Raw genomic sequence first — 21,858 nt, 5'->3', positions numbered from 1 at the left:
CATGCTTAGGCTCCGGTGGCCGTCCTGGCTGGCTGTGGACGTCATCGGCGTGCTGGTGTTCTGCGCGGTGGGGCGTCGCAGCCACGACGAAGGGCTCAGTGCCACCGGGGTCGCGACCACGGCCTGGCCGTTTCTCAGCGGGACCGTCCTGGGCTGGCTGGTTTCGCGGGGCTGGCGCCGGCCCACCGCCGTGTTTCCCACCGGAGTCGTGGTCTGGTCGTGCACCGTGGTGGTCGGCATGGTGTTGCGCAAGGCCACTTCCGCCGGGGTGGCGGCCAGTTTCGTGGTCGTGGCGTCGTCCGTGACGGCCTTGCTGCTGCTCGGCTGGCGCGCGGCCGTCGGACTCGCGCGGCGCCGCTCCGACGCCTGAGATCGATGGCACCCGTCCCGACGACCGCCGCGTTCGCCGCCACCGCGAGGGCGATCGCGACCGGCGCGGGGCTGCTGCACGATCCGTTCGCCGATCCGCTGGTGCGCGCCGCAGGGGCGGACTATCTCGCCCGGATGATCGACGACCGCACGTTCGCGACCGATGGCGGCAGCGACCCGCAGCTGGCCGCCCTGATCGACATCGTCGTGGCGCACACCCGCTGTTCGGACGACTTCCTCGCCGAAGCGGTCCGGGCGGGCATCCGTCAGGTGGTGATCCTGGCGTCCGGTCTGGACACCCGGCCCTACCGGCTGTGGTGGCCGCGCGGCACCACCGTCTACGAGGTCGAACGGCCCGAGACGCTGGATTTCAAATCCGAGGTGCTGCGCGGCCTGGGCGCCGGGGTGACCGCCAACCGGTGCGCGGTCGGCGTTGACCTGGGCCAGGATTGGGTGGCGGCGCTGCGACGGGTGGGTTTCGACGACACCCGGGCCACCGTGTGGATCGCCGAGCAGCTTCTGGTCGGGTACCTGACGCCGGAGCGCCAGCATCGTCTTTTGCAGTCGCTGTCCTCGGCCAGTGCGGCCGGCAGCCGGTTCGCCGCCGACCACCTGCCGGCCTGGAACCCGCTGCAGCTCGAGGCGGAACGCGCCTACGTCGACTGCTGGCAGCGCCACGGCCTGGACGTCGACCTGGCCAGCCTCACCCATCCAGGCGAATACCGTTATGTGCCTGAGTATTTGACAGAGCTCGGCTGGGAAACCACGGCCCGCGACGCCACGGAGATACGCGGCGTCCTAGGGCTGGAACGGCCGCACCACAATCCGGGCGACTCGTTGTTCATCCCGAAATACGTCACCGCCGCGCGGCTGGCCGCCCGCAGACCGCCGCGGCGTTGCTGACGTCGCTCTCCTTCGCCGCGCCCGGACCATCCGGCAAGAATGGAGGAATGCCCGGCCCGCTGCACTTCGTGTCCGCGACCCACGACGATCCGCTGGCCCAGCCCCTGCTGGCAGAATTGGCCGTCGAGTACGCGCAGCGCTACGGCGGCACGCCGGACATCCACCTGCAGTGGCTGCCGGTCCCGGCGACCGCGTTGGCCGCGCCGGACGGCGGGATGCTGGTCGGCGTGCTGGACGGCGTCCCGGTCGTCGGCGGCGCCTTCCAGCGATACGACGCGCAGACCGCCGAACTCAAGCGGATCTGGACCGACAGCGCGCACCGGCGGCGCGGCTACGCGAAGGCGCTGCTGGCGGCGTTGGAGGCCGAGGCCGCCGCGCGCGGCTACCGGCGGCTGTACCTGATCACCGGCAATCGGCAACCCGAGGCGGAGGCCCTCTACGACGCCACGGGCTACACCCGCGTGCCGCCCGATCCGCTGCCGTCCTGGGGGCCGTTTCGGCCGATCGCGTTCGAGAAGTGGCTGACGCCCGCTGCTCGGTGAGCGCGCGGGGCAGACCTCCGACGTCATGCCGTCGCGCCGCCGGCCCGCGCGAAGGCGGCCTGTGTCGCCTCGCGGATCGGGCCGCGCCACACGTCGCCGTGACCGGGCAGCAGCATCTCGGTGTCGAGCGAGGCCAGCGTCTCGAGGCTGCGCACCGAGTCGTGCTGGCTGTGGCTGAACACGGCCGGCAGCAGCTGCGGCCCGGACCGGCGCAGCAGCGGATGACCGGTGACCAACGCGTCGCCGCTGACCAGGACGCCGTCGACCAGGTACGAGCAGTGGCCGCTGGTGTGCCCGGGGGTGTCGACCGCCGTGGGGCGGCCCGGGAGAGCGGCGGCGGCCTCGGCGGTCAACGGCCGGGCGGTCGGGATGCCGTCGCGGATCAGGCCGCCGCTACGCACCACGTGCAGACCCCACTTTGCCCAGCGGGGACGCCAAATCCGCAGCGCGACATCGAAAACCGATGCCTGCTCCAGATACTCGCGCTTGGCGTGGGCAACTTCCCCGGAGTGGCAGAACACCGGAGTGCCATGCTCGCGGGCGAACCAGATCGCCGAGCCGAGGTGGTCGATGTGTGCGTGCGTGAGCAGGATGGCGCGCAGGTCGCCGGCGTGGTGGCCCAGCGTCCGCAGCGAGGACAGCACGGCCTCGCGGTCGCCGGGGTAGCCGGCGTCGATCAGCATCACGCCGGTGTCGTCGGCGACGATCGTCCAGTTGACGGCACGGCCCTGGACGAGGTGCACCGTGTCGGTCACTTGGACGGGGGTCGGCTGGTGGGCCATGGCCGTGAGTCTAGGAGCGATCGCGAGCGCGGCGGAGCCGGGCGTGGCGGGTCGCGAGGGTGAGTCCAGAGGCGGTTAGGAGTAGAAAAGACTCGTGGCTGAACTGAAACTGGGATACAAGGCTTCCGCTGAACAATTCGCACCGCGTGAGCTCGTTGAACTCGCTGTCGCCGCCGAAGGTCACGGCATGGACAGCGCGACCGTCAGTGACCATTTCCAGCCGTGGCGGCACGAGGGCGGCCACGCTCCGTTCTCCCTGGCGTGGATGACCGCCGTCGGAGAGCGGACCAAGCGGCTGGTGCTGGGCACGTCGGTGCTCACGCCGACCTTCCGGTACAACCCCGCCGTCATCGCCCAGGCATTCGCCACGATGGGGTGCCTCTACCCGGATCGCATCTTCCTCGGCGTGGGCACCGGGGAGTCGCTGAACGAAATCGCCACCGGCTACCAGGGCGATTGGCCGGAGTTCAAGGAGCGCTACGCCCGGCTTCGCGAGTCCGTCCGGCTGATGCGTGAGCTGTGGCTGGGCGACCGGGTCGACTTCGACGGTGAGTACTACCACACCAAGGGCGCGTCCATCTACGACGTTCCCGAGGGCGGTATTCCGATCTACATCGCCGCGGGCGGACCGCAGGTGGCCAAGTACGCCGGGCGCGCGGGCGACGGCTTCATCTGTACCTCGGGCAAGGGCGAGGAGCTGTACAAGGACAAGCTCATTCCCGCGATGCGGGAGGGCGCGGAGGCGGCGGGCAAGAACCCCGACGATATCGACCGCATGATCGAGATCAAGATCTCCTACGACACCGACCCGGAGCTGGCGCTGGAGAACACCCGCTTCTGGGCGCCGCTGTCGCTGACGGCCGAGCAGAAGACCAACATCCACGACCCGCTCGAAATGGAGAAGGCCGCCGACGAGTTGCCGATCGAGCAGGTCGCCAAGCGCTGGATCGTTACGTCGGATCCCGATGAGGCGGTCGAAAAGGTGAAGGACTACGTCGACTGGGGCCTCAACCACCTGGTGTTCCATGCGCCCGGCCACGACCAGCGCCGTTTCCTGGAGCTCTTCGAAAAGGACCTGGCCCCCAGGCTGCGGCGACTTGGCTGAAACCACTGGAGCCGGTCCAGGGATATATGTCGCCGCTCCCGAACCGGAGACCGGCAAGTCGGCGATCGCGCTGGGGCTGCTGCACCGCCTGGCCGCGACCGTCGCGAAAGTCGGTGTGTTCCGGCCGATTACGCGCCGCGATCGCTCCCGGGACTACATCTTGGAGTTGCTGCTGGCCCACACCACCGCGGGCCTGACCTACGACCAGTGCGTCGGCACCACCTACCAGCGGCTGCACGCCGACGGCGATGCCGCGATCGCCGACGTGGTGGATGCCTACCACGCGATGGCGCAAGCCTGCGACGCCGTGGTGATCGTGGGCAGTGACTACACCGACATCACCCGGCCCGCCGAGCTGTCGGTCAACGCGCGAATCGCGGTCAACCTCGGCGCGCCGGTATTGCTGACCGTCAGCGGCAAAGGTCGCACGCCCGAAGAGATCTCGAGTGTGGTCCAGGTTTGCATGGCCGAGCTGTCGGCGCAGCGCGCACACACCGCGGCGGTGGTCGCCAATCGGTGCGATCCGGCCCAGCTGGAGGCTGTGCGAAAGGCGCTGGCGGTCTTCGAGCAGCGCAGTTACGTGCTGCCCGAGGAGCCCTTGCTGTCGGCGCCGACGGTGGCCGAACTCGAGCGGGCCGTGAACGGGAAGCCGGTCAGCGGCGAGGCGTCCCTGCGTGAGCGTGAGGTGATGAGCGTCCTCGCCGCCGGGATGACCGCCGACCACGTGCTGGAACGGCTGCGTGACGGCATGGCGGTGATCACCCCGGGCGACCGCTCGGACGTGGTCCTCGCCGTCGCGAGTGCCCATGCGGCGCAGGGTTTTCCGTCGTTGTCCTGCATCGTCCTCAATGGCGGGTTCGACCTGCATCCGTCGATCGCCGCCCTGGTGGCCGGCCTGCGGCTGCGGCTGCCGATCATTGCGACCGACCTGGGCACCTACGACACCGCCGGCGCCGCGGCCGCGGCCCGTGGCCGGGTCACGGCGGCGTCGCAGCGCAAGATCGACACCGCGCTGGAGCTGATGGAGCGCTACGTCGACGTGACGGATCTGTTGGCGCAGCTCGCGATTCCGATCCCGACCGTGATAACTCCGCAGATGTTCATCCACGGGCTGACGCTGCGGGCGCGTGCCGACCGCAAGCGCATCGTGCTGCCCGAGGGCGAGGACGACCGCATCCTGCGATCTGCAGGTCGCTTGCTGCAGCGTGGCGTCGTCGACCTGACCATCCTGGGCGACGAGGCCTCGATCCGGCATCGCTCGGCTGAACTCGGCGTCGACCTGAGCGACGCCACGGTGATCGACCCGACGACCAGCGACCTGCGCGAGCGATTCGCCGGGCAGTATGCTGAGCTGCGCAAGGCCAAGGGCGTCACCTTGGAGCACGCCCACGAGATCATGTTCGACGCGACATATTTCGGCACCATGATGGTGCACAACGACTTGGTCCACGGCATGGTCTCCGGCGCCGCCCACACCACGGCGCACACCGTGCGGCCGGCGCTCGAGATCATCAGGACCGTCCCCGACGTGTCGACGGTGTCGAGTATCTTCTTCATGTGCCTGCCGGATCGGGTGCTGGCCTACGGCGACTGCGCGATCGTCCCCAACCCGACCCCCGAGCAACTGGCCGACATCGCGATCAGTTCGGCGCGCACCGCCGCGCTGTTCGGCATCGAGCCGCGCGTGGCCATGCTGTCGTACTCCACCGGTGACTCCGGCAGCGGAGCGGACGTGGAAAAGGTTAGGACCGCAACCAATTTGGTGCGCTCTCGGGAGCCCGACCTGCCCGTCGAGGGGCCCATCCAGTACGACGCGGCCATCGAACCGTCCGTCGCGGCCACCAAGCTGCGCGGCTCGCCCGTCGCCGGCCGCGCCACCGTGCTGATCTTCCCCGACCTCAACACCGGGAACAACACCTACAAGGCGGTGCAGCGCAGCGCCGGCGCAATCGCGATCGGGCCCGTCCTCCAGGGATTACGCAAGCCGGTGAACGACCTGTCCCGCGGCGCGCTGGTCGAAGACATCGTGAACACGGTCGCCATCACCGCCATCCAGGCTCAGGTGTCCCATGACGGCTGACGCGTCCCGCGTGGTGCTGGTGATCAACGCCGGCTCCTCCTCGCTGAAATATCAGCTGATCGACCTCGAGTCCGGGGCCGCGCGCACGGGCGGCGGCATCCAGCAGATCGGTGAACCGTCGTCGCGGGTCGGCGACCACGAGGAGGCGCTGCGGCTTGCGTTCGCGCAATTGGCCGAGGCCGGTGTCGACCTCACGTCGTGCGGCCTGCTGGCCGTCGGCCACCGGGTGGTCCACGGCGGCAACGCCTTTTATCGCCCGACGCTACTCGACGATGCGCGGATCGCCGAGCTCGAGAAGCTCTCGGAGCTTGCCCCGCTGCACAATCCGCCCGCGGTGCAGGGGATCAAGGTGGCTCGCAAGCTGCTCCCCGACGTCGCGCACATCGCCGTCTTCGACACGGCGTTCTTTCACGAGCTGCCGGCCGCGTCCGCGACGTACGCGGTGAATCGGGACTTGGCGCAGCGCTGGCAGATACGGCGTTACGGGTTTCACGGCACTTCGCACCGTTACGTCAGCGAGCAGGCGGCGGCGTTCGTCGGCGGGCCGGCGGCCGGCCTGAATCAGATTGTGCTGCACCTGGGCAACGGCGCGTCGGCGTCGGCGATCGCGGGCGGCCGCCCGGTCGACACCTCGATGGGTCTGACGCCGCTGGAGGGGCTGGTGATGGGCACCCGCAGCGGCGATGTCGACCCCGGTGTGATCAGTTACCTGTGGCGCGCCGCGAACATGAGCGTCGACAAGATCGAGTCGATGCTCAACAACGAATCGGGCCTCTGGGGACTGGCGGGCGAGCGTGACTTCCGAAGGCTGCATTCGATGATCGAATCTGGCGACGGCGCAGCGCGATTGGCGTACGACGTCTTCATTCACCGGTTACGCAAGTACATCGGCGCATACCTGGCGGTGCTGGGGCACACCGACGTGCTCACCTTCACCGCCGGCGTCGGCGAAAACGATGCACTGGTACGCCGTGACGCGCTGGCCGGCATGGGCGAACTCGGTATCGTTGTCGACGAGCGCCGCAACGCGGCGGCCGGCGGCGGCGCTCGGCGAATATCCGCCGACGACTCGCCGATCACGGTGCTGGTGATTCCCACGAACGAGGAACTCGCCATCGCACGCGACTGCGCGGGCCTGCTAGGCCGTTAGGAAGCCCAGAGGTTTTCGTCCCGCGCCGACGGACGGCGCGGGATCGGTCCCGACCGTCCTCGTCAGCAGCTCGGCGTACACGTCGCGAAAGTCGGTGGTGTACTTGAGGTCGCCGCGGTCGAGGTCGGTGAGGCTGGGCTGCTCGCCGTAGAAGCCGCCGCTGACGGGTGCGCCCGCGACCAGCACGGGCCCGGCGGTGCCGTGGTCGGTGCCCTGCGAGGCGTTGGCGCGCACCCGGCGACCGAACTCCGAGTACGCCATCACCACGACGTTGCGGCCGTAGGGGTCGCCCGCCATCTGCTGCAGGAACGGGGTCAGAGCCTCGTCGAGGGTCTGCAGCTGGCGCTGCTGGGTGCCGCGCTCGCCGGCGTGGGTGTCGAAGCCGCCCAGCTGCACCGTGTACACCCGCGTGGGCACCCGGGCGCGCACCGCGTCGGCGACGGCGTCGAGTTGTGACGCGAGCGAATTGTGGCCCTTGGCACCGGCTCTGACCGACGCGAACGTCCTGTCGGTGGTGCGCGCGTCGCGGTAGGCCTTGCACACCGCTGCCATCGCCGGGGTGTCGCCGGGGTCGTCTGCGCCCAGTGCGCTCATGATGGAGTCGAAGCCCTCCGCACGCCTGGCCGCCCCCCGCATCGTGGAAAGGGCTGCCGCCGTGTGCTTTTCGCCGACGGCCAGCGGGGGCAGAACCGGCCCGATGTTGACCGCGCGCAGCGGGTCGTCGCCGGTGGCGTCGAGCCAGCGGCCGATCCAGCCCGTCGAAACCGGTTCGGCCGGCGAGGCGGTCTGCCAGATGTCCATGGACCGGAAGTGGCTGTGGTCGGGTTGCGGGTAGCCGACCCCGCGCACGATGGCGAGTTGGCGTTGCTCCCACAGGCCGGCCAGGCCCTTCATCGCGGGGTTGAGCCCGAGCTGCTGGTCGAGGTGCAGGACGTCGCCCGGGGCGTAGGCCAGCTCCGGCCGGGCGTCGTGATAGGCGTTGTCCGCGTACGGGATGACCGTGTTGATGCCGTCGTTGCCGCCGTAGAGCGAGACGATCACCAGGACACCGGCGCCCGCGGCCAGCGGCCGGTCCCGGGCCGCGCGCATCATGTCGGGCCAGTCGACCGCGACCGCCGTGGACAGCAGGCCGGCCGCCCCCACACCCGCGCTGGCGATCAGGAATCTGCGGCGGTTCATCTCTGGCATCGTGATCTCGCTAGGACGTCAGGTATTCGGGCGTGTTGACGGCGGCCGCGACCAGTTGTGACGGCGTGCGGATGAGCGGCTTGAGCGCGTTGGCGCTCCGGTCCGACCAGGCCCCGATGCCGATCAGGTAGCCGGCCGCGTCGATGCGGTCACCCGGGGCGGCGCTTTCGACACCGGACAGGTCGCCGACTTGCGCCAGCCGGCTCGCGGCCTGCAGCCGGGCCTCGGCGCTGGCGGTGGACAGCCACACCGGGCCATGCGGCCAGCCGCCGACACTGGGCGGATAGAAGGGCCGTTGTCCCAGTGCGCGCAGGGTGGCGTCGGCGATCTTGCGGGGGGCGGGTTGGTTCACCGGCACCCGCATCGCCCGCATGACGCCGACCAGCCATTCGACCGGGGTGTTCACCGTCGTGGCCCGCGCGCCGGTGAACTCGTCATCGGTGAGGATGGCGCGGGTCAGCGCGCGCAGGTCCCGTCCGGGGCCATAGGCCGACACCAGCCGGTCGAGCGCCGGCTGCGACGGCGGGTCGTCGGACGCCAGTTGCTGCCACAGCCGGCCGGCGACGTACTGCGCCGACTTGGGCTGCGCCAGCACGGCGTCACAGAATCCGGCGGCGTCGAAGTTGCGGCTCTGGCCGAACAGCGTCTTGGCGCTGCCGTCGTGTCGTCTGGGCACCAGCGCGGTGCGCCCGTCGTCGCCGATCACCCAGCCGGTCAGCGCGCGGGCGCCGGCGCGCACGTCGTCCTCGGTGTAGCCGTTGCCGTGGCCCAGGGCGAACAACTCCATGAACTCGCGCGCGAGATTTTCGTTGGGGGCTCGGGCCGTATTGCTCTGACCGTCCAGCCAGCGCAGCATCGCGGCATCGGTGAGCATCGTGTAGGCCAGGGTACGGAAGTCGCCCAGCGACAGGGTGCGCAGCTTCTGATTCTGCGCGGCCATGTACGCCGCGGCCCGAACCTTCTGCGCGGAGGTGGCAAAGTGGTTGTGCCACAGCAACGTCAGCTTCTCGTGGGCGGGCTGCGCGACGCTCACCATGCGGCGCAGCCACCAATCCGACAGCACGTCTTGCTGTTCGGAGAGCTGCTGGTTGAACTGCTTGCGCGCCGCGACCGTGGCGCCCTTGCCGGGCCGGCGGGGCGCCTCCATGACCGGCATCGGGGTGGCGACCGCGCCCGGGTCCGCGTCGGGGTCGGCGGCAAGCATCGCGTCGACGTAGGCGGGCCAGTCGCCGGCTGCGGCCGCGTCGACCTCGGTTCCCGTCACGCCGAACCCGGCCCGCCGCAGCATGCGGGCCGTGCTGATCCACCGCATGGACTGCGCCGCCATGCGTCCACTGTGCTCCAGCATCCTTGCGATTTGCTTGAGGTGGCTGTGCACAGAGGTAACCATGGTGCGTGCCGTTCGTGTGATGCTGCGCGGCATGCAGAAGCCGATCATCGGCAGCGAGGCGCTGGCGTCCGGGGCGCTGAGCAGGCACCAGCTGCGTACGCGATACCGTGCCGTGTTCCCGAACGTGTACCTGCCGCACGACGTCGCGTTGACGCTCGAACTGCGGATCGCCGCCGCCTGGCTGTGGACGCGGCGACGGGGGACCATCGTCGGCGCGGCCGCCGCGGCGTTGCACGGCGCCGAGTGGATCCCCGACGATGTCCCGGTCGAGGTGCTGCACACCACCGCCCGCGCACCCCGCGGCGTGTTGACGCGTCGCTACGCGCTGGCCGACGGTGAGACGCAGGTGCTCGATGGCCGTGTCGTCACCACGCCCGAGCGCACCGCCTTCGACATCGGCCGGCGGGGCGCCGTCCGCTCGGCGGTGGTCCGGCTCGATGCGCTCGCCCGGGCGACGGGCGTCAAGAACGACGACGTGCTGCGCGTCGCCGCAAACCACCCGCGCTCTCCGGGGCTGCGGCGGCTGGAGGCCGCGCTGGAGCTCGTCGACCCGGGCGCAGCGTCGCCACGGGAGAGCTATCTGCGGCTGCTCCTCATCGACGCGGGTCTGCCCCGGCCGCAGACGCAGATACCCGTGTCGGACGTCGATGGCATACCGTTCGCCTACCTCGACCTGGGCTGGGAGGACCGCATGGTCGCCGTCGAATACGACGGCGACCAGCATCGGACGGATCGTCGGCAATTCGCCAAGGACATTCGGCGGATCGAGACGCTCGAGCGCATGGGCTGGATAATCGTCCGGGTGGTCGCCGACGACCGTCCCGCCGAGATCATCCGACGAGTGCGAGAGGCGTTCGCGGCTTCGGTTGTGCGCTCACGGTTTTGAATGTGCGTGTAGGGCGGTCTTCGTCGGCGTGTCGCCGCCGTGGCTGCACACTCGACGCCCAGGGTGCACACGCGGCGCCCACACTCGACGCGCAGGGTGTACACGCGACGCCCACGCGCGACGCGCAGGGTGTACACGCGACGCCCACGCGCGACGCGCAGCGGCCGGGGCTTCGGTTGTGCGCTCACGGTTTTGAGTGTGCGTGTAGGGCGGTCTTCGTCGGCGTGTCGCCGCCGTGGCTGCACACTCGCCGCCGTGGCCGCACACTCGCCGCCGTGGCTGCACACGCGGCGCCCCTGCAGCACACTCGACGCCCACGCGCGACCCGCGAACCTAGAAGGTGCTCGTCGGTCTTACTCTGTTGGCCATGTCCACCAGCGCGTAGCGGTGCCGCTGCGTGGGCGCGACACGGGCCAGGCTGCGCAGCGACGCCTCGACGCCGAGCCGCAGGCCGTGCTCGGTGAACGGAAAGCCCAGGATGTGATTGGTGCTCGCCTCGTTGTCTTCGAGCCAGTCCATCGCGCAGCCCAGCACCAGGGCGCGGATCTGCAGCACCCGCGGTTCGGTGGGCGGCAGAGCCTCCACACGGCGGGCGGCGTCGCGGATGTCCTCCTCGCTGATCTCGCTCTTCGAACGGCCGGACAGCAAGGTAACCGCGCTGGTCAGTCGCGCGGTGGTGAAGTGCCTCGAGGTGGCCGGCACCTCGTCGAGGGTGCGCACCGCGAGGGCCCGATCGCCCTCGGCGGACAGCGATCTGGCCAGCCCGAAGGCCGCCGAGATCACGCCGTCGTTGGTCCGCCACACCGTTCGGTAGAACATGTGCTCGTCGGTGGTGCCCGCGAGCTCCGCGGTGGCGGCCAGGGCCAACTTGGGCGCCAACTCACCGGGGAAGGTGTCCAATACCTCGGTGAAATGCGTTGTGGCACAGTCGTAGTCGCCGGTGAGGAGCTCGGCGACGGCCTTATACCACACCAGCCGCCACTGCCAGCCGACCCGCTCGGCGAGGTCGTCGAGCTTGCGGGTGGCCTTGGCCACGTCGCCGAGGTCGAGCAGTGCGCGGACCTCCATCAGCGGCAACTCGATCGACTCGGACACCTCGACGCCGTCGGCGTCCAGCGTGCCGTGGCGGGCCGCGCGCAGCGAGTCCAGCGTCTGTACCGGCTGCGAGAGCACGGTCGCCTGCAGCACCGGGGCGGCGACGTCGGTCGGATCGACCAGCGGAACCTGCAGCGCGGTAACGATTTCCCGTGCGGTCAGCTTTTCGGAGTGCACCTGGCCGTCGAGGTAGACGTCGGTGTGCGCGACCAGCAGGTCCACCCCGAACGTCGACCGGCTCGGGCTGAACACCGTCGACAGGCCGGGCCGGGGAACCCCGGTGTCGTGGGCGACCACCTCGCGCAGCACGCCCATCATCTGGGCGGACATCTCCTCGGTGCTGGCGAACCGGCGGCGCGGGTCGGGATCGGTGGCGCGGCGCAGCAACCTGCGGAACGAGTCGTAGGTGCGCAGCACCGGATCGTCTTCGGGTAGCCCGTCGACGTACCGGCCGTTGCGGGTGGGCAGGTTCAACGTCAGCGCCGCGAGGGTCCGGCCCACCGTGTAGATGTCGGTGGCCACCGTCGGCCCGGTGCGCACGATCTCCGGCGCCTGGAACCCGGGGGTGCCGTAGAGGTAGCCGAACGAATTGATCCGAGACACCGCGCCCAGGTCGATCAGCTTGAGTTGCTCCTCGGTGAGCATGATGTTCTCGGGCTTGAGGTCGTTGTAGACCAGGCCGATGGAGTGCAGGTAGCTCAGCGCCGGCAGGATCTCCAGCAGGTAGGCGATGGCCTCGGCGACGGGCCGCTTGTCGTACTTGCCGTGCTTGAGCGACTGCCCGCCGATGTACTCCATGACGATGTAGCCGACGGGGTCGCCGTGCCGATCGGTGTGCTCGACGAAGTTGAAGATCTGCACGATCTGCGGGTGGACCACCTCGGCGAGAAACTGCCGCTCGGCCATCGCGATCGCCTGCGCCTCCGCGTCCCCGGAGTGGACCAGGCCTTTGAGCACCACCGGCCGGTCGTTGACGTTGTGGTCGACCGCCAGGTACACCCACCCCAGACCGCCGTGGGCGATGCAGCCCTTGACCTCGTACTGGCCCGCGACGATGTCACCCGGATTCAGCTGCGGCAGAAACGAATATGGGCTGCCGCAGGCGGGGCACCAGCCCTCGGACTCTCCCTTGCCTTTCTTGCCGCTCCGGCCGACGGGTTTGCCGCAGTTCCAGCAGTACCGCTTCGATTCCGGCACCACGGGATTGGTCATCAGGGCTTCGACCGGATCGATGTCGCGGACCCGGGGGATCTCGACCAGTCCGCCACCGAGCTGGCGCACCGGCGGCAGCACCCGCGTCGCCACCGTCATGCGGTCCGCGGGCTCGGAATCCATGGTGCCCAGCGAGATGTGCGGGAAGTCGTCGTCTTCATCGTCGTCGAAGTCCGGCCGGAACAGCGCCTGGGTGGCCTGTGGCCGCCCCTCCGAGGTCATGGCGGACTGGGCCTCGGCGGGCTGCGTGCCGGGGGCGGCGTCCTCGGGGTCCGCGGAGTGCGGTGCCTCGGCCATCAGTCCAGATACCTCGGGGTGGGCGGCGCCGGCGCCGGGCCCAGGACCGTCAACCACTTGCGGTACAACGTGTTCCAGGTGCCGTCTCGGCGGATCCGTTCCAGCGTCCCGTTCACGAACCGCACCAGGCCGGTGTTCTGCAGGTTGACGCCGATGCCGTAGGGCTGGGTCGCCATGTTCGGCCCGACGATGTGCAGGTACGGGTCCTCCTCGACCAGTCCGGCCAGGATCGAGTCGTCGGTGCTCACGGCGTCGATCTCGCGCTGCTGCATGGCCACCAGGCAGTCGGCCCAGTTGACCACCGAGATGATGACCGGCTGCGGGTCGATCTGGCGGATGCGGTGCAGCGACGTCGTGCCCTTGGCCACGCACACCCGCTTGCCGGACAGGTCGGCCGGCTTGGCGATCGGTGAGTCGCGCGGCGCCAGGATGCGCTGGTTGGCGTCGAGGTAGACAGTCGAGAAGTTCACCAGCTTGCGCCGCTCGCAGGTGATGGTCATGGTCTTGACGACGACGTCGACCTCGGAGTTCTGCAGCGCGGTCACGCGTTCGTCCGACGAAAGGATCCGGTACTCGACGTGCGACGGCGCGCCGAAGATGTCGCGCGCGACCTCGCCGGCGATGTCGACGTCGAAGCCGGTGATCTCTCCGGTGATCGGGTCGCGGAAGCTGAACAGGTTGCTCCCGATGTCGAGTCCGACGATCAGCCTGCCGCGGGCGCGGATGTCGGCGACGGCGGCGTCCGCCTCGGCCTTGGTGGGGAACGGGCGCAGGCTGGCGGTCAGGTCGCAATCCTGGCTGCCGTCGTTGGCCGGCAGCGGCGGCTCGGGCGGCAGTTGCTGCATGCCCACCGGGGTGGGCGGCGGCAGGGTCGGAGCCGTCCGGGTCGTCAAGGTCTCGGCGTGCCCGCACCCCGCCAGCAGCAGCGCCGTGGCGAGCACGGAGCACGCCCGCCGGAGCCTGGGCGCCCGCGTCATTATCGATACTCTTTCAGCCTCGGCCACAACCCCAGGGCGACCGCGATGGCGGCCCCGAGGCTCAGCACCACGCCGCCGACCTGCGCGCCGGACAGCCCGCTGCGCGCGTTGAGGACGTCGTTGCGCAGGTGGGTGCGGCTTTGGTCCATGGCTTTGCCGAGCTCGTCTTCGAGCTTGTCGAACGCCGGGGTGGAGTCGTCCTCCCCGCTGCCGAGCGCGACCTGGGTGGCGGCCCGGTAGTTACCGACCGAGATGTAGGAATTGATCCGGTCGTTGGCCTGTCGCCACCGCAGCAGCAGCTGGTCGGCGCCCTGCAGGTCGGGCTTGTCGACGGCGTCGCTGCGACCCATGTAGTGGTCGAGCTGCTGATGCATGGAGTCGATGCGCTGATAGAAAGACTGCTTCCGCTTCTCTTCGTCGCCGCGCCGAATCAGCGACAGCGTCTCGTCGGCCCGCGCCTGCTGGGCGGTGATCGCGACGTTGGTCACGGTCTTGAGCGAGTCGGCGGCGGTGTCCTCGGCGCTGCGACTCGCCGTCGTCGAAATGGTGAGCGCGGTTCCGACCCATACCACCATGACGAGAATAGCGAGTCCCCCCACGACCAGCCCCGGATTGATGCGGCGCCTGGTGCGCCGCGCCAGCCAGCGGTGGGCGAACGCCCCGAAGGCCGCGGTGGTGGCCACCACCAGGATCACCGGCGCCGGGATCTGCGTGGACGCGGTGGTCTCGGTGTCCACCCGCTCGGCCGTCGCCTGATAGAGCTGCGCGGCGTCGGGCAGGATCGTCGTCTGCATCAGTCCGGAAGCCTCCGACAGGTAGGACGAACCGACGGGGTTGCCTTCCCGGTTGTTGGTCCGGGCGATCTCGATCAGCCCCGTGTAGACGGCCAGTTCGGCGTTGATCCGTCCGAGCAGTTGCACCAGCGGTTCGTCGGTCAGCCCGCTCGACGCCCTGGTCACGGCGACCGCCGCATCGGTGATCGCCTGCTCGTAGCGCTGCCGGACGGATTGGGGCTCGGCCTCGGCGATGAACGCGGTGGCCGCCGCGGCGTCGGCCACCGACAGTGTCGTGTAGAGCCGGCCGGCGGCGAACGACAGCGGTTCGGTGTGGTTGAGCACCGTGGTGAGCACCTGCTGCCGGTGGTTGATGGTCGTCGAGGTGGCGAAGGCGCTGATGCCGCCGAGCACCGCCAGGACGATCCCGATGGTCAGGATGCGGCCCGGCGTCGTCGCGACGAACCACCAGCGGGGGTGGGCCGGTTCGACCGGCGAGCGCGATCCCTGCGGCTCGGTCGACGGGTGCGCCAACTCAACCGTCACGTCTGATCAGCCCTCGTCTTTCGGCCGGCACTCAATATCTATAAGCGAATTCTAAGAGAAGGTTGGGGCGTATGGGGGGAGGCGGACAGATTGACCCCGGATGCCTGCTGCCTATTCTGAACTCGTGCACGGCGACGGTGACGGATGGGTGATCTCCGACAGCGGCGCCCCTTACTGGGGGCGATTCGGCGCGGCGGGTTTGCTGCTGCGGGCCCCCCGCCACGACGGCACCCCCGCGGTCCTGCTGCAGCATCGGGCGGTGTGGAGTCATCAGGGCGGGACCTGGGGTCTGCCCGGCGGCGCGCGGGACAGCCATGAGACCCCGGAGCAGACCGCGGTCCGCGAAGCGCACGAGGAGGCGGGCCTTCCGCCCGAGCGGGTCACCGTGCGGGGGGCGGTCGTCACGGCCGAGGTCGGCGGGATGGGCGGAACCCGGTGGACTTACACGACCGTCATCGCCGACACCGCCGAGTTGCTGCACACCCTGCCCAACGGGGAAAGCGCCGAGATGCGCTGGGTCGGCGAGGACGAGGTGGCCGACCTGCCGCTGCATCCCGGGTTCGCGGCGAGCTGGCAGCGGCTGCGCACCGCGACGGCCCTGATCCCGCTGGAGCACGGCGACGACCGGCGCCGACACCTGCCACGCACGATCGAACTCGAGGCGGGCGTCTTCGTCTGGTGCGTGCCGGGGGACGCAGATCAGGCCCATTCACAGCTGAGCCGCCGCGTCAGCTCGCTGCTGCAAGCGCCGCGCTGAGCTCGCGTGCCGCGGCCCGCGGGTCCTCGGCCGCGGTGATCGCACGCACCACCACGATGCGGCGCGCGCCGGCGGCCAGCACCTCCGGCAGCCGCTGCCCGTCGATGCCGCCGATCGCGAACCATGGCTTGGCGCTCCCCGTGCCGGCCGCGACGCGCACAAGCCGCAGCCCCGGCGCCTCGCGGCCGGGTTTGGTCGGGGTGGGCCAGCAGGGGCCGACGCAGAAGTAGTCCGCCGCGCCGGCCGCCGCGGCAGCCACCTGGTCGGCGTCGTGGGTGGACAGGCCGATCAGCGTGTCGGGCCCGGCGATGTCGCGGGCCACGGCCGGCGGCAGGTCGCCCTGCCCCAGGTGCAGCACGTCGGCGCCGGCCACGCGGGCGATATCGGCGCGGTCGTTGACCGCGAACAGGGCGCCGTGCCGGCGCGCGGCGTCGGCGAGGACGTCGCACGCCGCCAGCTCGTCGCGCGCCTCGAGCGGGCCGAACCGCCGCTCGCCGGGCGACCCCTTGTCCCGCAGCTGGATGACGTCGACCCCGCCGGCCAGCGCGGCGTCGGCGAACTCGGCCAGATCGCCGCGCTCACGCCGGGCGTCGGTGCACAGGTACAGGGTGGCTCGAGCCAGCCGGGCTGCGGTGGAGGCGTGCACACCGCGACGCTAGCGCGCTAGCGTGGGACGGGAGAAATGCTGGACACGGGAGCCCCGGGTGGCTGCGGGGCTGAGAGTGGGCACAACCAGGCGAACTGGGCCTGCCCTGACCGTCACACCTGATCCGGGTCATGCCGGCGAAGGGAGGCGAAGGATGAGCATGGACGTGGCTGTCATCGGTGGCGGCGTCATCGGCCTGTCGGTGGCGCGCCGCGCGGCTCGGGCCGGCTTGTCGGTGCACGTACACCGAGGCGACGACAGGGGGGTGTCCTGGGTCGCCGGCGGAATGCTCGCACCGCACAGCGAGGGTTGGCCCGGCGAGGAGCGGTTGTTGCGGCTGGGCCTGGAATCCCTGCGGCTGTGGCGCGAGGGCGGGTACCTCGACGGGTTGCCGCCGCAGGTGGTGACCGCGCGCGAGTCGCTGGTGGTGGCCGTGGACCGCGCCGACGTAGCGGACCTGCGCACTGTCGCCGACTGGTTGTCGGCGCAGGGGCACCCGGTGATCTGGGAGTCGGCCGCCCGTGACGTCGAACCCGCTCTGGCCCAAGGGATCCGGCACGGTTTCCGGGCGCCCACCGAGCTCGCGGTCGACAACCGGGCGGTGCTGGACGCGCTGAGGCGAGACTGTGAGCGCCTGGGTGTGCGGTGGGCCGGACCGGTCGATGACCTGTCGGGTGCGCAAGGCGATGCGGTGGTGATCGCCAACGGCATCGACGCCCCGGCGCTCTGGCCGGGACTGCCGGTGCGCCCGGTGAAGGGCGAAGTGCTGCGCCTGCGCTGGCGAAAGGGATGTATGCCGTTGCCGCAGCGGGTGATTCGGGCCAGAGTGCACGGCCGTCAGGTATACCTGGTGCCGCGCGCGGACGGGGTGGTGGTGGGCGCCACCCAGTACGAGCACGGACGCGACACCGCCCCCACCGTGTCCGGAGTGCGCGACCTGCTCGACGACGCCTGCGCGGTGCTGCCCGCGCTGGGAGAGTACGAACTGGCCGAGTGTGCCGCCGGGCTGCGCCCGATGACGCCCGATAACCTGCCTATCGTGCAACGCCTCGACGCGCGAACGCTGGTCGCGGCCGGCCACGGCCGGTCCGGCTTTCTGCTCGCGCCGTGGACGGCCGAGCGGGTGCTCGCCGCACTCGCCCCGGTGGGAGCCCCCTCGTGATCGTCGTCGTCAACGAGAAAGAGGTCGAGGTCGACGAGCGGACCACCGTCGCCGCGCTGATGGAGTCGCTGGGCTTCCCGGACCGCGGCGTCGCGGTGGCCCTTCAGTCGTCGGTACTGCCCCGTTCCGGTTGGCAGACAACCTTATTCGATGGAGCCCGATTGGAAGTGGTGACGGCGGTGCAGGGTGGCTGACTCGAATTTGACGATCGCCGACCGCAGCTTCGCCTCGCGGCTCATCATGGGCACCGGGGGAGCGGGCAACCTCGCGGTGCTAGAAGAGGCGCTGATCGCGTCGGGCACCGAGCTGACCACGGTCGCGATACGCCGGGTCGACGCCGAGGGCGGCACCGGACTGCTGGACCTGCTCAACCGGCTGGGCATCACGCCGCTGCCCAACACCGCGGGCTGCCGCAGCGCGGCCGAGGCGGTGCTCACCGCGCAGCTGGCCCGCGAGGCGCTGAACACCGACTGGGTAAAGCTGGAGGTGATCGCCGACGAACGTACGCTGCTGCCCGATGCCATCGAACTGGTCCGTGCCGCGGAGCAATTGGTTGACGACGGCTTTGTGGTGCTGCCCTACACCAACGACGACCCGGTGCTGGCGCGCCGCCTCGAAGACACCGGCTGTGCCGCGGTGATGCCGCTGGGATCGCCGATCGGCACCGGCCTCGGGATCACCAACCCGCACAACATCGAGATGATCGTCGCCCGGGCGGGTGTTCCCGTCGTGCTCGACGCCGGCATCGGCACCGCCAGCGACGCCGCGCTGGCGATGGAATTGGGTTGCGACGCCGTGCTGTTGGCCACGGCGGTGACCCGGGCTGCCGACCCCCCCGCCATGGCCGCCGCGATGGCCGCCGCCGTCACCGCCGGACACCTGGCGCGGCGGGCGGGGCGGATCCCGAAGCGGTTCTGGGCGCAGGCATCCAGCCCGCCTGGCGGCGGGGCGGACCGCCGAGGAGCGGCCAGTTGAGCTCAGGTTGATGAAACGCTATGTCGCGCTGGGTAGTTCGATGGCCGCGGGTCCGGGGATCCGGCCCGGTGCCCCCGGGGCTCCCCGGTGGTCGGGCCGATCGGCCCGCAATTACGCGCACCTGATCGCCGAGCAACAGGGCTTCGACCTCGTCGACGTCACATTCTCCGGAGCCACCACCGCCCACGTGCTCGCCGACCGTCAGCGCGGCATGCCGCCCCAGATCGATGCCCTGGACGGTTCGGAGAGCCTGGTGACGGTCACCATCGGCGGCAACGACGTCGGCTACATCCCGCTGTTGATGGCCGCCTCGCTGCCCCGGCCGGCGCGGCGCCTGCCCGTGATCGGCGGCCGCATCCGCGAATTGCTGGACCGCGCCGCGCGAGATCGGGCACTGGACGACGCATTCGATTCCCTGTGCGCCGTGGGTCGCGCCCTGCGCGAGCGCGCCCGTGACGCCCGCGTGTTCTTCGTCGACTACCTGACGGTCTTGCCGCCCGAGGGCGTGCCGGTGCCGGGCCTGCCGCGGCGGGACGCCGACCTGGGGCGCCATGTGGCCGCGCGGCTGGAACGAATGACGGCGGACGCGGCCTGGGCGACCGGCTGCGAGGTGATCCGCGCAGCGACGGCCAGTCGAGAGCACCACGCGTGGTCGGCGGAGCCGTGGACGACGAGGCCCGGTGTGCCGCTGCCGGGCCGGCCGGCCCCGCTGCACCCCAACGCCGCGGGCATGCGCGCGGTGGCGAAGTTGGTTGCGGCCCAACTGTGATCAGCCGTTGGCCTGCCACCATTGGTAGAGCGACGGCACGTCGTTGGTGGACCCACGGATCAGGCTGAGCACCTTCTTGTCGTCGATGGTCCAGATGACCTCGGCCTGGTTCTGGAATGTCCCGCACGCCACCTGGCCGGTCGGTTCGGTCGAGCCGCCCCGGTGCCACACGTTGGGCGACTTGAGCGTGCCGCAGTCGGTCAGCAAGTCCTCCGCGATCGAGCGGATGAACATGCCCGCCATTTCACCGCCGTTGCGCAGGAGCACGTACTTGGCCAGAACGGGTCCGGCCGGGTCGGGGCTTCGCCCACACGTGAGCGCGGCCAGTTCCCCGGCGGTGACGCTTTCCGGCGTGCAGTTATCGAGGCTATAGCCCTTCGACAGCGAGGTGGCCAGGGTGTTGACGTCGGCCGGGTTGCCGGTGCCCGGGTCGGCGCCCGCCGTCGCGATCCCCGCCGCCGAACCACCGATCAGCGCCGCCGTGAGGACCGCCCGAAGTGCTCTCACACTGTCCCGTATAGCAGCTCAGCCATTGGTGCGCCACCACTGGTAGAGCGCGTTGACGTCGGTGTTGGACGCCCGGACGTGGCTCAGCACGTTCTTGCTGTCGGTGGTCCAGGTGATCGTCGCGGCGTTCTCGTAGGTGCCGCACGCCACTTGCCCCGCCGCCTGGCCGGAGCCCTGGTGCCAGGTGCCCGGCGATTGGCCACTGTCGCCGCAGGTGCTCAGGCTGACACCCTTGATGCCGGCGGTGAAGGCGGCGGACATGTCGGCGCCGCTGCCGAACAGTTGGTAAACGCCCGCGGCCGGCCCGTTGGGATCGGGGCTCTGGCCGCAGTCGAGTTCGGCCAGCACGGTGCCGGTCAGCGGAGCCGGCTGGCACATCTTGACGTCGTAACCCTTCGACAACGACGTTGCCAAAGCGTTGATGTCGTCCTGGCTGCCGGTGTTGCCCGCGGGGTCGGCGGCCGCCGTGGCGATGCCCGCCAACGCGACGCCGGTGGTGAACGCCGCCGTCGTCGCCGCGCGCAGCGCTTTGGTGAGATGAGACATCCCTTGACTCCTTGACGTTGTCGGACCGGCGTGCGCCGCGCTGACAGCAGGAGTGTATTTGTGCGGCACGCTCCAAACACCACTTCGGCCAAATCGGCTCTGCGGGGCTACGGCACCACGCAGCAATACATTCCGTGGGAAAGCATTCGTCGGTGCGGCCGAATCCGGCAAACCGTGCGCGCGTATCGGGCGGCACCGGCCGAAAATCCGGGAAACGTCGAGACGCTTCTGCGCCCAACGGTTTTGCTCCCTCGCGACTTCAAGCATGAACAGCTGATGGAGAGCCCGGCCTCGCGCACCGCCGACCCGAAGCGCGCGGCCTGGAAATTTTCATTTTTTGTGATGGCCAGTCTCGACTTCGCTCGGGTATGGTTAGCAACGCTTCACGCCAGCTAACTCCTCTTGACTGGAGAATCGATGACCCAACCGCCCCCGCCGCCGCCCCCTGGTTATCCCGGCTACCCGCCGCAGCCGCCGGCGGGGCAAGCGCCGAAAAACTATCTGGTGTGGTCCATTCTGGTGACGCTGTTCTGCTGCCTTCCCTTCGGCATTGTGGCGATCGTCAAATCCAGCCAGGTCAACGGTTTATGGGCGCAGGGGCGCTACCCCGAGGCACAGGCCGCCGCCGACAGCGCCAAGAAGTGGGTGATGTGGTCGGTTATCGTCGGGCTCATCGTCAACGCGATCATCATCGCGGTCAACGTGGCGAGCATGAACTCGAATACCAATGCGGCGGCCATGACTTTGCTGGGATTCTAGGCCGGGGCCGGCTGTGGTAGTCCGCGAACGCTCGTCGGCCCCCGTTCTCGGCGCACCACTGGCCGTGGCCGCGTCGGCGGTCTGCGTGTGCGCGGCGGTGTGGTTGGGTGACCCGACCACACCGGGCGGCCCACTGCCCGTGTGTCCCACCAAGGCCCTGCTGGGTATCGACTGCCCCGGGTGCGGCAGCATGCGCATGCTGTATTCGCTGATGCACGGCGACCTTTTGGCGGCCGCGCGGTTCAATGCCCTGGGCCTGGCGGCGCTGGTGCTTCTGGTGTGGGCGTACCTGGCGTGGACCTACGGCCGCCTGGCGGGCCGACGCATCCGGAGTTGGCAGCATCACCGCTGGTCGGCGGCCGTGACGCTGTCTTTGGTGGTGGCCTGGTTCGCCCTGCGCAACATTCCCTTTGCCCCGTTCAGTTTCCTGCGGGTCTGAGCG

The 21,858-nt window shown here is 70.1% G+C and carries 24 protein-coding genes and 1 riboswitch; of the genes, 15 read left to right on the top strand and 9 right to left on the bottom strand.

Features of this window, described 5'->3' with window-relative positions; all coding sequences use genetic code 11:
• The first annotated feature begins 1 nt into the window (after position 1).
• From G6N48_RS16825 to G6N48_RS16815, 3 genes are read left to right on the top strand one after another with little or no spacing between them, the layout of a single operon-like run.
• Positions 2-370, top strand: a complete 369-nt coding sequence (locus tag G6N48_RS16825; protein WP_085271704.1) for a DUF3054 domain-containing protein — start codon at positions 2-4, stop codon at positions 368-370.
• A gap of 5 nt (positions 371-375) precedes the next feature.
• The gene (locus G6N48_RS16820; RefSeq protein ID WP_085271705.1) at positions 376-1,272 is read left to right on the top strand and encodes a class I SAM-dependent methyltransferase; all 897 of its coding nucleotides are present in this window, start codon (positions 376-378) and stop codon (positions 1,270-1,272) included.
• Positions 1,273-1,319: 47 nt separating this feature from the next.
• Positions 1,320-1,814, top strand: a complete 495-nt coding sequence (locus tag G6N48_RS16815; RefSeq protein ID WP_085271706.1) for a GNAT family N-acetyltransferase — start codon at positions 1,320-1,322, stop codon at positions 1,812-1,814.
• Between the two features lie 23 nt (positions 1,815-1,837).
• Here the strand turns inward: G6N48_RS16815 and G6N48_RS16810 are convergent, their stop codons facing one another.
• On the bottom strand, positions 1,838-2,596 hold the full coding sequence (locus G6N48_RS16810; protein WP_085271707.1) for an MBL fold metallo-hydrolase: 759 nt from the start codon (positions 2,594-2,596) through the stop codon (positions 1,838-1,840).
• Positions 2,597-2,690: 94 nt separating this feature from the next.
• On the opposite strand from G6N48_RS16810, the gene fgd reads away from it, so the two are divergent.
• The 3 genes from fgd to G6N48_RS16795 are packed head-to-tail and all read left to right on the top strand — an operon-like array spanning position 2,691 to position 6,931.
• The gene (fgd, locus tag G6N48_RS16805; RefSeq protein ID WP_085271708.1) at positions 2,691-3,701 is read left to right on the top strand and encodes a glucose-6-phosphate dehydrogenase (coenzyme-F420); all 1,011 of its coding nucleotides are present in this window, start codon (positions 2,691-2,693) and stop codon (positions 3,699-3,701) included.
• A gap of 22 nt (positions 3,702-3,723) precedes the next feature.
• Complete coding sequence (gene pta / locus G6N48_RS16800; RefSeq protein ID WP_232066804.1) at positions 3,724-5,781, top strand: phosphate acetyltransferase; 2,058 nt, start codon at positions 3,724-3,726, stop codon at positions 5,779-5,781.
• Positions 5,771-6,931 carry an acetate kinase gene (locus tag G6N48_RS16795; protein WP_085271710.1) on the top strand — a complete coding sequence of 387 codons (1,161 nt, stop codon included), beginning with the start codon at positions 5,771-5,773 and terminating at the stop codon, positions 6,929-6,931. Before pta ends, G6N48_RS16795 begins: the two co-directional genes overlap by 11 nt.
• On the opposite strand, the gene G6N48_RS16790 is transcribed toward G6N48_RS16795, so the two are convergent.
• Both G6N48_RS16790 and G6N48_RS16785 read right to left on the bottom strand, forming a co-directional pair.
• Positions 6,920-8,119: a DUF1501 domain-containing protein gene (locus tag G6N48_RS16790; protein ID WP_085271711.1), complete on the bottom strand. Its 1,200-nt coding sequence runs from the start codon at positions 8,117-8,119 to the stop codon at positions 6,920-6,922. The genes G6N48_RS16795 and G6N48_RS16790 overlap by 12 nt on opposite strands.
• A gap of 10 nt (positions 8,120-8,129) precedes the next feature.
• On the bottom strand, positions 8,130-9,446 hold the full coding sequence (locus G6N48_RS16785; RefSeq protein ID WP_085271712.1) for a DUF1800 domain-containing protein: 1,317 nt from the start codon (positions 9,444-9,446) through the stop codon (positions 8,130-8,132).
• A gap of 94 nt (positions 9,447-9,540) precedes the next feature.
• Between G6N48_RS16785 and G6N48_RS16780 the strand changes: the two genes are divergently transcribed.
• Positions 9,541-10,395: an endonuclease domain-containing protein gene (locus G6N48_RS16780; protein WP_085272042.1), complete on the top strand. Its 855-nt coding sequence runs from the start codon at positions 9,541-9,543 to the stop codon at positions 10,393-10,395.
• Positions 10,396-10,728: 333 nt separating this feature from the next.
• On the opposite strand, the gene G6N48_RS16775 is transcribed toward G6N48_RS16780, so the two are convergent.
• The 3 genes from G6N48_RS16775 to glnX are packed head-to-tail and all read right to left on the bottom strand — an operon-like array spanning position 10,729 to position 15,295.
• A complete protein-coding gene (locus G6N48_RS16775) occupies positions 10,729-12,999 on the bottom strand; it encodes a serine/threonine-protein kinase PknG (protein ID WP_085271713.1) in 2,271 nt (756 codons plus the stop codon).
• Complete coding sequence (locus G6N48_RS16770) at positions 12,999-13,976, bottom strand: glutamate ABC transporter substrate-binding protein (RefSeq protein ID WP_085271714.1); 978 nt, start codon at positions 13,974-13,976, stop codon at positions 12,999-13,001. The genes G6N48_RS16775 and G6N48_RS16770 overlap by 1 nt, the downstream gene beginning before the upstream one ends.
• A complete protein-coding gene (glnX, locus tag G6N48_RS16765) occupies positions 13,976-15,295 on the bottom strand; it encodes a protein kinase G-activating protein GlnX (RefSeq protein ID WP_085271715.1) in 1,320 nt (439 codons plus the stop codon). The genes G6N48_RS16770 and glnX overlap by 1 nt, the downstream gene beginning before the upstream one ends.
• Before the next feature lie 124 nt (positions 15,296-15,419).
• Between glnX and G6N48_RS16760 the strand changes: the two genes are divergently transcribed.
• Positions 15,420-16,052, top strand: coding sequence for an NUDIX hydrolase (locus tag G6N48_RS16760; RefSeq protein ID WP_085271716.1), 633 nt, complete (start codon positions 15,420-15,422; stop codon positions 16,050-16,052).
• On the opposite strand, the gene thiE is transcribed toward G6N48_RS16760, so the two are convergent.
• A complete protein-coding gene (thiE, locus tag G6N48_RS16755; protein ID WP_085271717.1) occupies positions 16,024-16,698 on the bottom strand; it encodes a thiamine phosphate synthase in 675 nt (224 codons plus the stop codon). The genes G6N48_RS16760 and thiE overlap by 29 nt on opposite strands.
• 35 nt (positions 16,699-16,733) lie before the next feature.
• A riboswitch (TPP riboswitch) is annotated at positions 16,734-16,861 on the top strand.
• Between thiE and thiO the strand changes: the two genes are divergently transcribed.
• The 4 genes from thiO to G6N48_RS16735 all read left to right on the top strand — a co-directional run bounded on the left by thiO (position 16,853) and on the right by G6N48_RS16735 (position 19,604).
• A complete protein-coding gene (thiO, locus tag G6N48_RS16750; RefSeq protein WP_085271718.1) occupies positions 16,853-17,860 on the top strand; it encodes a glycine oxidase ThiO in 1,008 nt (335 codons plus the stop codon). It overlaps the preceding riboswitch by 9 nt.
• Complete coding sequence (thiS, locus tag G6N48_RS16745) at positions 17,857-18,054, top strand: sulfur carrier protein ThiS (protein WP_085271719.1); 198 nt, start codon at positions 17,857-17,859, stop codon at positions 18,052-18,054. Before thiO ends, thiS begins: the two co-directional genes overlap by 4 nt.
• Positions 18,047-18,835 carry a thiazole synthase gene (thiG, locus tag G6N48_RS16740; RefSeq protein WP_085271720.1) on the top strand — a complete coding sequence of 263 codons (789 nt, stop codon included), beginning with the start codon at positions 18,047-18,049 and terminating at the stop codon, positions 18,833-18,835. Before thiS ends, thiG begins: the two co-directional genes overlap by 8 nt.
• A gap of 10 nt (positions 18,836-18,845) precedes the next feature.
• Positions 18,846-19,604 (top strand): SGNH/GDSL hydrolase family protein, encoded by a 759-nt coding sequence (locus G6N48_RS16735; protein ID WP_085271721.1) that lies wholly within the window; start codon positions 18,846-18,848, stop codon positions 19,602-19,604.
• Here the strand turns inward: G6N48_RS16735 and G6N48_RS16730 are convergent, their stop codons facing one another.
• Entirely contained in the window at positions 19,605-20,123 is a 519-nt protein-coding gene (locus G6N48_RS16730; RefSeq protein ID WP_085271722.1) for a serine/threonine protein kinase, read from the bottom strand.
• Positions 20,124-20,129: 6 nt separating this feature from the next.
• Complete coding sequence (locus G6N48_RS16725) at positions 20,130-20,657, bottom strand: serine/threonine protein kinase (RefSeq protein ID WP_085271723.1); 528 nt, start codon at positions 20,655-20,657, stop codon at positions 20,130-20,132.
• A gap of 60 nt (positions 20,658-20,717) precedes the next feature.
• On the opposite strand from G6N48_RS16725, the gene G6N48_RS16720 reads away from it, so the two are divergent.
• Genes G6N48_RS16720 through G6N48_RS16710 form a run of 3 tightly spaced genes read left to right on the top strand, consistent with a single transcriptional unit; the run spans position 20,718 to position 21,855 of the window.
• Positions 20,718-21,053, top strand: coding sequence for a hypothetical protein (locus G6N48_RS16720; RefSeq protein WP_139826010.1), 336 nt, complete (start codon positions 20,718-20,720; stop codon positions 21,051-21,053).
• A gap of 21 nt (positions 21,054-21,074) precedes the next feature.
• Complete coding sequence (locus tag G6N48_RS16715) at positions 21,075-21,416, top strand: CD225/dispanin family protein (protein ID WP_085271724.1); 342 nt, start codon at positions 21,075-21,077, stop codon at positions 21,414-21,416.
• A gap of 13 nt (positions 21,417-21,429) precedes the next feature.
• The gene (locus G6N48_RS16710; protein WP_085271725.1) at positions 21,430-21,855 is read left to right on the top strand and encodes a DUF2752 domain-containing protein; all 426 of its coding nucleotides are present in this window, start codon (positions 21,430-21,432) and stop codon (positions 21,853-21,855) included.
• The last annotated feature ends 3 nt before the right edge of the window (positions 21,856-21,858 follow it).

Source organism: Mycobacterium parmense (assembly GCF_010730575.1).
Classification (GTDB): Bacteria; Actinomycetota; Actinomycetes; order Mycobacteriales; family Mycobacteriaceae; genus Mycobacterium; species Mycobacterium parmense.
This window is presented reverse-complemented; position numbering and strand designations above follow the sequence as displayed.